This is a genomic window from Microbacterium sp. 01T413_2, from assembly GCF_056398985.1.
This window is the reverse complement of record NZ_JBFTQL010000034.1, coordinates 25193-34972: the sequence shown is the minus strand read 5'-3', so window position 1 is coordinate 34972 and position 9780 is coordinate 25193. Positions and strand designations below refer to the sequence as shown.

Annotated in this window: 8 protein-coding genes; 1 reads left to right on the top strand and 7 read right to left on the bottom strand. The window is 71.5% G+C overall.

Annotation, left to right across the window (positions count from 1 at the left end; genetic code table 11):
- Positions 1 to 111: 111 nt before the first annotated feature.
- Genes AC1DMN_RS15910 through mmuM form a run of 4 tightly spaced genes read right to left on the bottom strand, consistent with a single transcriptional unit; the run spans position 112 to position 5362 of the window.
- Entirely contained in the window at positions 112 to 969 is an 858-nt protein-coding gene (locus AC1DMN_RS15910; protein ID WP_477230494.1) for a response regulator transcription factor, read from the bottom strand.
- A 27-nt stretch (positions 970 to 996) separates the two neighbouring features.
- Entirely contained in the window at positions 997 to 3081 is a 2085-nt protein-coding gene (locus tag AC1DMN_RS15905; RefSeq protein WP_477230495.1) for a glycosyltransferase family 39 protein, read from the bottom strand.
- Positions 3078 to 4358 (bottom strand): glycosyltransferase, encoded by a 1281-nt coding sequence (locus AC1DMN_RS15900; RefSeq protein WP_477230496.1) that lies wholly within the window; start codon positions 4356 to 4358, stop codon positions 3078 to 3080. The genes AC1DMN_RS15905 and AC1DMN_RS15900 overlap by 4 nt, the downstream gene beginning before the upstream one ends.
- 47 nt (positions 4359 to 4405) lie before the next feature.
- Positions 4406 to 5362, bottom strand: coding sequence for a homocysteine S-methyltransferase (mmuM, locus tag AC1DMN_RS15895; RefSeq protein WP_477230497.1), 957 nt, complete (start codon positions 5360 to 5362; stop codon positions 4406 to 4408).
- Positions 5363 to 5424: 62 nt separating this feature from the next.
- Between mmuM and AC1DMN_RS15890 the strand changes: the two genes are divergently transcribed.
- Positions 5425 to 6234, top strand: a complete 810-nt coding sequence (locus AC1DMN_RS15890) for an IclR family transcriptional regulator (RefSeq protein ID WP_477230498.1) — start codon at positions 5425 to 5427, stop codon at positions 6232 to 6234.
- Here AC1DMN_RS15890 and AC1DMN_RS15885 read toward each other — a convergent pair.
- From AC1DMN_RS15885 to AC1DMN_RS15875, 3 genes are all read right to left on the bottom strand, one after another.
- Positions 6228 to 6977 (bottom strand): IclR family transcriptional regulator domain-containing protein, encoded by a 750-nt coding sequence (locus tag AC1DMN_RS15885; protein ID WP_477230499.1) that lies wholly within the window; start codon positions 6975 to 6977, stop codon positions 6228 to 6230. The two genes, AC1DMN_RS15890 and AC1DMN_RS15885, sit on opposite strands and share 7 nt — an antisense overlap.
- Before the next feature lie 74 nt (positions 6978 to 7051).
- Positions 7052 to 8179 (bottom strand): alanine racemase, encoded by a 1128-nt coding sequence (alr, locus tag AC1DMN_RS15880; RefSeq protein ID WP_477230500.1) that lies wholly within the window; start codon positions 8177 to 8179, stop codon positions 7052 to 7054.
- The gene (locus AC1DMN_RS15875) at positions 8176 to 9699 is read right to left on the bottom strand and encodes an amino acid permease (RefSeq protein WP_477384563.1); all 1524 of its coding nucleotides are present in this window, start codon (positions 9697 to 9699) and stop codon (positions 8176 to 8178) included. The genes alr and AC1DMN_RS15875 overlap by 4 nt, the downstream gene beginning before the upstream one ends.
- Positions 9700 to 9780: the final 81 nt, after the last annotated feature.

Sequence of the window (9780 nt, the reverse complement as noted above, 5' to 3'; positions counted from 1 at the left end):
GCATGTAGTCGTGCAACGACAGCACCGCGACCACACCGACGACGATGCTCACCGCCGCGACCAGGGCCGAGGCGATGAGCACCACCTGCAGGCGGAGGCTGCGAGGGCGTCTCATGAGCCTCCCCCGGAACCGGATTCAGAACCTGGTCCAGAGCCGGATCCGGATCCGGATCCGTCGACCCGAACGGATCCACTGCCCGCACCGTCCGCGACGCGCAGCACGTAGCCGACCAGCCGCACGGTCTCCAGGCTCAGCGCCGTCGATGCCGCGAGCTTGCGGCGCAGGCTCGACACGTACACCTCGACGAGGTTCGACTCCGTGCCGAAGTCGTATCCCCAGACCGCCTCGAGGATCTGCGCCCGGCGCAGCACGCGCCCGGCATTGTTGGCGAGCAGGAGCAGCAGCTCGAACTCGGTCGGGGTGAGCTCGAGCGGCGATCCGGCGAGCACGGCCGTGGCCTCGCCCTTGTCCACCGCGAGGTCGCCGACCCGCAGCTGCGCCTCGGCGGGCCGCCCGATCGCCGCAGCGGTGCGGGCCAGCACCCGCACTCTCGCCTGCAGCTCGGCGATCGCGAAGGGCTTCGTGAGATAGTCGTCCCCGCCTGCGCGGAGCCCCGCGATGCGGTCGTCGTGGCTGTCCAGCGCGGTGAGGAACAGCACCCGGATCTCGGGCCGGATCGCACGGATCCGCTCCAGGGTGTCCAGCCCGTCGATGTCCGGCATCATGATGTCGAGCACGACCACGTCCGGCTGGAACTCGCGCACCGCGATGAGGGCGCTCCGGCCGCGGTGCTCCACCCGCACCTCCCAGCCGTCGGCGCCCAGCGACCCGCCGACCGCCGCGGCGAGCGCCTGCTCGTCGTCGACCACGAGCGCCCGCGCCGGAGATCCGTCGGCCCGCACGATCGGCGGCAGGCCGAGGGGCATCGAAGCCGCAGCGGCCGCGGGGTCGGTCGTGATGTCAGCCATGATCTGCTCCCCCTCGCCCCTGCGGGTTCAATTCTGCGCCGTCAGGTCGTAGACCGTCACGCCGTCGACGGTCTTCGCCGTGAAGTTCGCCTCGACCCACTGCTGGATCTGGGAGGACACGTCGCTGCCGCCGTTCGATCCTCCCATCCGCCCGCCGGCGATGAAGTAGTGGATCCGTCCCGATGCCACGTAGGCCTGGAGCTGGGCGAGCGTCGGCGAGGGATCGCTGCCGTTGAAGCCGCCGATCGGCATCACGGCCGCACCCGAGCCCAGCTGGTACCCGGCCGCGGTCTGCGAGCCGATCGCCGCCGCGGCCCAGGTGTAGCTCGAGGCGTCGGCCGTGAGGAGCGTCTTCATGGCGGAGCTGACCGTGGAGGCCTCGAGCAGCCCGCCCGCGCCGCCCATGCCACGCCCACCCGCCGCTCCGGCGCCGCCCTGTGGTCCCGTGCCTCCCGGCATTCCCGTGCCGCCCTGGGTGCCCGTGCCGGTCTGGACTCCGGGGAACCCGTTGCCACCGGGTGCGCGGCCTCCGAAGCCGCCGTTGCCACCCGGCGCACCACCGGTGAAGCCGCGCCCGCCGAATCCGCCCATGCCGCCCTGCACCGTCGGCCCCGCGGTCACGATCGAGCCGGAGTGGGCCGCGCCGACCGTTTCGATCGTGTACGCGGCAGGGGCGAGGAGTGCCCCCACGAGCAGCGCGGACAGGGTCGAGGCGGTGAGGATCCGCGACCGCGGCGGGATGAGGACGAGCAGCGCACCAGCCGCCGAGACGATCAGCACGACGACCTTCAGCCACGGCAGCCAGGAGACCGCGCGGTCCAGCAGCACCCAGGCCCAGGCGGCGGTGAGGACCGCGGACACCGCGAGCAGGATGCGCACCCACAGCCGGTCCCGGTGCCGGAACAGGACGGCACCTGATGCCCCGAGGAGCCCGGCGAGCGGCGCGGCCAGCGCGACCGTGTAGTACGCGTGGAAGATCCCGGCCATGAAGCTGAACGCGAGCATCGTGACGACGAGCCAACTCGCGAACGCGACGATCAGGATGCGGCGAGGATCCCGCCGGGGCGCCCGGCCGATGAGCACGAGGGCGCCGGCGCAGAGGATCAGGGCCGCGGGGATCAGCCAGGAGATCTGCCCGCCGATCTCGTTCTCGAAGAGGCGGAACAGGCCGGTGGATCCCCACATCCCGCCACCGCCGGCGGCGGCCGCGCCACCACCTCCGGTGACGCTTCCGGTCTCGTTCCCGGTGAGCCGCCCCAGGCCGTTGTAGCCGAAAGTGAGCTCGAGGAAGCTGTTCGTCTGCGAGCCGCCGATGTAGGGCCGCGCCGACGCCGGCACCAGCTCGACCACCGCGACCCACCAGCCCGCCGAGACGATCACGGCGCCCAGCGCGGCCAGCAGATGCCACAGCCTCTTCAGGATCGGAACACCCGCGAACGCAGCGTACAGACCGGCGAGCACCGGCAGCACGAGGAACGCCTGCAGCTGCTTGGTCAGGAATCCGAAGCCGACCGCGACCCCGGCGAGCAGCAGCCAGCGCAGCCGATTCCGGTCGATCGCGCGCAGGGTCATCGCCACCGATGCGGTCAGCAGCAGCAGGAGCAGCGCATCCGGGTTGTTGAACCGGAACATGAGCGCGGCGACGGGGGTCAGCGCGAAGACGCCCGTCGACACCAGCGCCGCGGCCGCGCCGAACCGGCGCCGCACGGTGAACAGGATGATCGCGGCGGTCGCCACACCCATGAGCGCCTCGGGAACGAGGATGCTCCACGAGCTGAGCCCGAAGATCCTCGCCGACAGTTCCATCACCCACAGGCTCGCCGGCGGCTTGTCCACCGTGATGGAGTTGCCGGCATCGCTGGATCCGTAGAAGAACGCGACCCAGTTCTGCGTGCCGGCCTGCACGGCGGCGGAGTAGAACGCGTTGGCCCAGCCGCTCGAGGCGAGGTTCCAGACGTACAAGATCCCGGTCAGCAGAAGCGCGCCGGCATAGGCGGGCGCCTCCCAGCGGGACCGCGGGGTCGCGACGACGGCGCTGTTCACCACAACCGGGTGCGATCCGGTCGGCGGGTGGGTGGGCAGAGCGGGCGCGACGGCCACCGATGCGTTCATGATCGGTTCGCCTCCTGAGCGAGAGTGGTGAGGTGGTGCCGGGTGGACAGCTGTTCGACGGGTTCGGCGGGTGCAGTGCCGCCGCGTCTGCGCGCCGGCTCGCGGAACACCCAGACCCTCAGCAGCGCGAATCGCAGCAACGTGGCGGCGAGGTTCGCGACGGTGAGCACGCCCACCTCCGCGAAGGCGCCCGGATGCGGATCCGCTGACTGCAGGAGGACGAGGGATCCGCTCGTGAGCGCCCAGGCCATCCCGAACACCACGAGCCCCTGCAGATGATGCGTCGTGGCACCGGCTCTGCCGCGGATGCCGAAGGTGAAGCGGCGATTCGCGGCGGTATTGGCGATCGCGGTGACGAGCAGCGCCAGGAAGTTCGCGGTCTGCGCAGGCATCAGCACCTGGAGAACCAGGTAGACCAACGCATAGGCGATCGTGGAGAGCACTCCGATCACGCTGAAGCGCGAGACCTGGGCGATCAAGGGCGTCCGCGGCTGGGCGAACGGATGCCGCCCGATGTCCCGATAGAGGTCGTCGACGGGGATCCGACCGCGCGCGAGACCGGCGCCGACACGCACCATCCCCTTGAGGTCGGCGGTCGCGGTCGCGACGATGTCGACCGAGCTGTGCGGGTCGTCGATCCAATCGACGGGCACCTCGTGGATCCGCAGCCCCGCACGCTCCGCGAGGATCAGCAGCTCGGTGTCGAAGAACCAGTCGGTGTCCTCGACATACGGCAGCAGACGACGCGCGACATCGGCGCGGATCGCCTTGAACCCGCACTGCGCGTCACTGAACCGCACACCGAACGTGCCGCGCAGCAGCGCGTTGTAGGAGCGCGAGACGAACTCGCGCTTGCCGCCGCGTACGATACGCGAGGCGCTGGCCAGGCGGGATCCGATCGCGAGATCGGAATGGCCGCTGAGCAGCGGGGCGACCAGCGGCAGCAGTGCGCGCAGATCGGTCGACAGGTCCTCGTCGAGGTACGCGAGCACCCGCGCCGGCGACGTCGACCACACCGCCTTGAGCGCCCGGCCCCGTCCCTTCTCGGCGAGGTGCGCCACGACCACGCGATCCAGCCGCGCGGCCAGCCCATCGGCGATCGCCGCCGTGCCGTCGGTGCTGGCGTTGTCAGCGATCGTGATCCGCCAGGAGCCCGGCGCCTCGGCGCTGAGGTGCTCATGCAGCAGCGCGATGCTCTGCTCGAGCGTGTCCTGCTCGTTGTGCACGGGGACGACGACATCGAGGTCGAGAGTCGGATCCTGGGTCATGGGATCCATGCTCGGCAGCGCCCCGGGACGAGCGCTTTGCCGCCGCTATGGACGGGCTAAGGCTCGCGCAGCAGCCCTGGCGGCACGGCACGGGGATCGCGTCGGTCGAGGCGCTGCGCCAGTGCAGCGATCTCCGTCGGTCCGAAGCCGCAGCAGCCGCCCACGTAGCGGGCGCCGGCGGCGATCCAGGCATCCACCAGGTCGAGGTCGAGGGGACGCGCCCGCGACCAGGTCTTCGTCCCGCTGTCCCACACGCCGCCATGGTTCGGATATGCGACCGCCGGGAGCCCGGTCTGCCCCACCGCCGTCTCCACTGCGCCCAGCACGTCGTTCTCGTCCGAGCAGTTGACGCCCGCAGCGATCACCATGTGCGAGCCGGCGAGCGCGGCATAGGCGTCGGCGAGCGGCTGCCCGGCGCAGGTGTCATCGCCGCGCACGGAGTAGCTGAACCAGGCCGGAACACCGAGGTCGTCGAGCAGCGCGGCGATCACCACGGCCTCCTCGAGGTCCGGGATGGTCTCGACCGCGAACAGATCAGGGCTGGCCGCGGCGAGCGCCTCGAGACGCGGGCCATGGAAGTCGCGCAGCTGACGCGCGGCGACGCCGTACCGGCCCCGGTACTCGGAGCCGTCGCCGAGCACGGCGCCATAGGGGCCCACCGACGCCGCCACACGGAGCCCCGCCCTGGAGACGGCGCACTCGTCTCGCGCCTCCCGCGCGATCGTCACCCCGCGCGCCACGAGCGCCCGAGCCTCGGCGGCATCCAGGCCGGCTGCGACGAACCCGCGCTCGCTCGCCTGGTAGGTCGCGGTCGTCGCGACCTGGGCTCCGGCCTCGAAGAACGCGCGGTGGGCGCGGGCGATCCGCTCCGGCTCGTCGGCGAGCAGGCGCGCCGTCCACAGCGCGCCGCCCACCTCGATCCCCTGCTGCTCGAGGGCGGTCGACATCCCGCCGTCCAGGATCGTGAGCGCGGCGAACTCGCTCTCGCGATCGACGTGCGTCGATACGGTCATCGTCCCGCCCTTCCTCTGCTCGATCTGCCGGAGGGATCCCGGCGGTCGAGTACGCTCATGCCATGCCGTTCGCCGAGGATCTCGACCCGCCCCGGACGAGCATGGGACGTGGCTTCGACGTGCTCTCCACACTCGCCGCGTTGTCGGTCGACGACTCGGACGGCGTCTCCGTCCGCGACGTCGCGCTCGCCCTCGAACGGGAGCGCTCGCAGGTGTCCCGCACTCTGTCCGCCCTCGCCGACCGCGACCTCGTCGTGCGCGGTGAGGACCACCGCTACCGGCTGGCATGGAGCTGGTACGCCACCGCGCAGGACCTCACGGATCGCCGCTTGCGCACCGCGGGACTGCAGGTGCTCGACGAGCTCGCCGAGACCGTCGGCGAGGCCTGCTTCCTCGGCGTCCTGCAGGGCGACAGCACCCTGACCATCGTGGAGAGCATCCCCCGGGAGTCCGGGATGATCGGATCCTGGGTCGGCCGCGCCTATCCCGCCTTCTGCAGCGACGCCGGGCGTGCCGTGCTCTGGGACGCGTCCGACGAGGAGGTACGTGCGGTCTTCGCCCGGACCGCGTTCACGAGTCCGGGACCGAACGCGCCGGCCTCCGCAGAGGATTTCCTCGACCGGCTGCGGGAGGCGCGCACCCTCGGGTACGCGCTCGTCGATCAGGAGGCCGAGCCCGGGCTGTACTCCGTCTCGGCCCCCGTCTGGGACTTCCGCGACGAGGTGGCCGCGGGTGTGCAGATCGTCGGGGAGCGAAGCACCCTGCAACCGCGCACCGCCCAGCTCGCGGAGGCGTGCGTCGCTGCAGCCGAGGCGCTGTCGGCCGCGCTCGGCGCGTCCGACGGACGCCGCAGAAACCGCGCCGCTCACTGACCGGTCGCCAGGGCGCTCAGTCGATCGCGCGCCGCCGCCAGCGCGGCGCGGGCCGTGCGAATCCGCCCGTCACTCCGCAGCACACCGCTCAGGGCGATCGAGGCCACGATCTCCCCCCGCGCCCGGATCGGCAGGGCGATCTCCGTCACGCCTTCCGCGTACTCGTCCGCGGCCACGATGAGCCCGTCCGCGCGGTCGCGCTCCATGAGGTCGTGCACCTCGTCCGTCGTACGCGCGGCAGCCGGACCGCCGATGCCGACGAACCGCACCTCGCGCAGCCTCTCCCCCAGATCCGGCCGGGAATCGTCCCACAGCAGGGCCCTCCCGGCACCCGTGCACCAGATCGGCGCGATCCCGTAGGGCGCGGCGGCGTCGGCCGAGCCCACGCCGGTCGCGGAACGCAGCAGCAGCGCTCGAGGACCGTCGGCGGCCGCGAGCAGGGCCGTCATCCTCAGTGTCGAGGCCAGGATCCGCAGTTCGCTCCGGGCGGCACGCAGCCACGGCTGCTCGAGCGCCGCGGCCGTCCGGAAGTAGGCGTCGCCGGCGCTGAGCACACCGGCGTCGTCGCGTTCGAGGAAGTGCAGCGCCCGCAGCTCCGTGGTCAACCGGGACACGCGGCTCCGCTCGATGCCGGACGTGTCCGCGAGTCGGGAGGCGTTGTAGCCGGCCCGGCCGGAGCGCTCGCGCTCGACCGCGGATTCGAGCAGCGTCAGCCCCTGGGACAGCGACGAGGGAGCGGACATCCTGCTTCCCCCTTCGACCGGCAGCGTCCGGAGCGACCCGGATCCGGCCAGCCTACCCGGGGCTTTCGCGCCGCTCACGACGGCGTCCCGCTGCGCACGCGGCGGGGCAGCAGGCGGCCCCACGCGGTGTAGAGGTCGGCGGCGATCTGGCCCGAGGCCCGCTCCAGATCCTGCATCGTGATCTCCTCGTCCCCCTGCGCGCCGGCGAGCACCACCTCGTCCCCGACCTGCACCCCGGGGTGGTCCGTGACGTCGACGATGAGGGTGTTCATCGCGTGCCGGTCGACCACCGGCGCCCGTCGCCCGCCTACGAGCACCTCGGCACGACCGCCGAGCACGCGGTGGAAGCCATCGGCGTACCCGAGCGGGACGACGGCGAGGCGGGAGGTCCGCGCCGTCCGATGCGTCCGGTCGTAGCCGACGGTGCTGCCCGTCGGATAGACGTTGACGGCGGCGACCCGCGAGAGCAGACGCAGTGCCGGTCGCAGCAGGCCGGGCCGCGCCGAGGTGTCTCCGTAGAGCGCGGCGCCCACGCGGGCCCGATCGAACCTCGATGCCGGCACGGTCAGCGCCGCGAACGAGGTCGCGCAATGCCGCTCGACGCGGCGGCCCGTGTCCGGCCCGAGCAGAGCGACCGCCTCGGCGGACTGCGAACCGAAGGCCTCCGCCCCCTCGGCGACGTCGCGCTCATCCTCGCAGGGGAAGTGCGCGCAGACGCCGATCGGATGCAGGCCGGGCAGGGCGCCGATGGCACTCACCTCGTCGCGACCGCCCGCACGACCCAGGTCGACCCCGTCACGGCTGAGCCCGGTGGCGTTGATCGAGACGTGTGCTGGAATCCGGCGACCGATCATCCGTGCGGCCGCGTCGATCTCGCGGGCGTGGGCGAGGCCGCCCACCCACTCCTCGACGCGCGCCGAGGCCGCGTCCTCGATCTCCTCGCGCAACGCGGGGCGCACGCGCAGGATCCGGCCGCGGAATCCGAGCCGCCGCGCGCTGTGCGCCTCCTCGTTCGCGGTGACGCCGATCATGTCGACGCCCGCCGCCATGAGGACCGGGAGGACGAGATCGACGCCGTGGCCATACGCATCGGCCTTGACCACCCCGCACAGCGGCGTGGGGCCGAGCTCGTGCAGAACCGTCGCGACGTTGTACGCGATCGCGTCGACGTCGACCTCGATCCATCCCGGTCCGCGGGTCATCGTCCGATGCCGGCGATGGGCTCCTCCGCCGCCGGATCCTCCGCGCGGTCGACCGGCGCTTCCTCCGAGACGACCTCGACGCGTGCGGCGCCGCGCCGCCCGTACCGCCACCAGAAGTACAGGTAGCACAGGCCCACGAACGGCACGCCGAAGTACAGCGCGGCGACCTGGTTCGGGTCGAACGCGATCGCGATGACGGAGATCAGCAGCAGCACGAACGCGAGGATCGGCACCACCGGGTACAACGGCGTGCGGTAGGGCAGCGTCGAAAGATCCCCGCCCCCGCGCAGGAACGCCCTGCGGTGGAAGAACTGCGCCGCGACGATCGACATCCACACGGCCACGACCGCGAAGCCCGCGATCGACACGAGGACGAGGTAGACGGTCTCGGCGGCGATCACGCTGGACAGCAGCGAGACCAGTCCGAGCACCATGCTCACGCTGAGCGCGACGATCGGGATGCCGCGCCGGGTGAGCCGGGTGAACGCCTTCGGGGCGTGCCCCTCCTCCGCGAGCGAGAACAGCATGCGCGCGCACGAGAACAGCCCGCTGTTGCCCGCCGACAGCAGCGCCGTGATGATGACGAAGTTCATGATGTCGGGCGCGAACGGCACCCCGACGTACTGGAACACGTCGACGAACGGGCTGCTGGTCACGCCCGCCTTGTCGTAGGGCAGGATCGCGGCGATCACGGTGATGGATCCCACGAAGAGCACGAGCAGGCGCAGCACTGTGGAGCGCAGCGCGCGCGGGATGTTGCGGCCGGGATCCTTCGTCTCGCCCGCGGCGACGCCGATGAGCTCGGATCCGCTGAACGCGTAGAACACGGCGAGCGAGGTCATCAGCACGCCGCCGACGCCACCCGGGAAGAGTCCGTGGGGCGTGTCGAAGTTGCGGAACAGCAGCGCGGCCGGGTGCTCAGCCGACAGCGGCGTGAACCCGAAGATGGCGGCGGCGCCGAGCACGATGAGCACCACGATGGCGAGCACCTTGATGAGCGAGAACCAGAACTCGGTCTCGCCGAACACGCGGGCGGAGATCGCGTTGATCGTGAACAGCACGGCCGCGAAGATGAGGCACCAGACCCAGACCGGCACGGCCGGGAACCAGCGCTGCATGAGGATGCCCGCCGCCGTGAACTCGGAGCCGAGGGCGACCACCCAGCACAGCCAGTACAGCCAGGCGGTCGTGAAGCCCGTGGCCGGGCCGATCGAGCGGGAGGCGTAGATGTGGAACGCGCCGGACACCGGGTAGGCGGTGGCGAGCTCGCCCAGGCACGCCATCACGAGGTAGACCACGAACGCGCCGATCAGGTAGGCGATGATCGCACCGAGCGGACCGGCCTGGCTGATCGTGTAGCCCGAGCTGAGGAACAGGCCGGATCCGATCACACCGCCCAGAGCGATCATGATCAGGTGGCGCGCATCCATCGAACGCTGCAGTCGGCGCAGCGGTACCTGGGTCGCGGTGGTGCGGGGCAGGGCGTTGGGGAGTTCTTTCTCCCCGGGCAGTGGGCTCATGAGGTCTCGCATTCAAGGGTTCGGGTGGGGCTGAGACGAAAGGCTTCGTGCTATATCACCACAGCAGTGTGTCGATGTCGC

What these genes read in the sequence shown, in the direction of transcription:
- AC1DMN_RS15900 (WP_477230496.1), bottom strand. Translation starts at nt 4,358, where the DNA reads ATGGATCCCATGACCCAGGATCCGACTCTCGACCTCGATGTCGTCGTC.
- AC1DMN_RS15885 (WP_477230499.1), bottom strand. Translation starts at nt 6,977, where the DNA reads ATGTCCGCTCCCTCGTCGCTGTCCCAGGGGCTGACGCTGCTCGAATCC.
- AC1DMN_RS15905 (WP_477230495.1), bottom strand. Translation starts at nt 3,081, where the DNA reads ATGAACGCATCGGTGGCCGTCGCGCCCGCTCTGCCCACCCACCCGCCG.
- AC1DMN_RS15875 (WP_477384563.1), bottom strand. Translation starts at nt 9,699, where the DNA reads ATGAGCCCACTGCCCGGGGAGAAAGAACTCCCCAACGCCCTGCCCCGC.
- AC1DMN_RS15890 (WP_477230498.1), top strand. Translation starts at nt 5,425, where the DNA reads ATGCCGTTCGCCGAGGATCTCGACCCGCCCCGGACGAGCATGGGACGT.
- mmuM (WP_477230497.1), bottom strand. Translation starts at nt 5,362, where the DNA reads ATGACCGTATCGACGCACGTCGATCGCGAGAGCGAGTTCGCCGCGCTC.
- alr (WP_477230500.1), bottom strand. Translation starts at nt 8,179, where the DNA reads ATGACCCGCGGACCGGGATGGATCGAGGTCGACGTCGACGCGATCGCG.
- AC1DMN_RS15910 (WP_477230494.1), bottom strand. Translation starts at nt 969, where the DNA reads ATGGCTGACATCACGACCGACCCCGCGGCCGCTGCGGCTTCGATGCCC.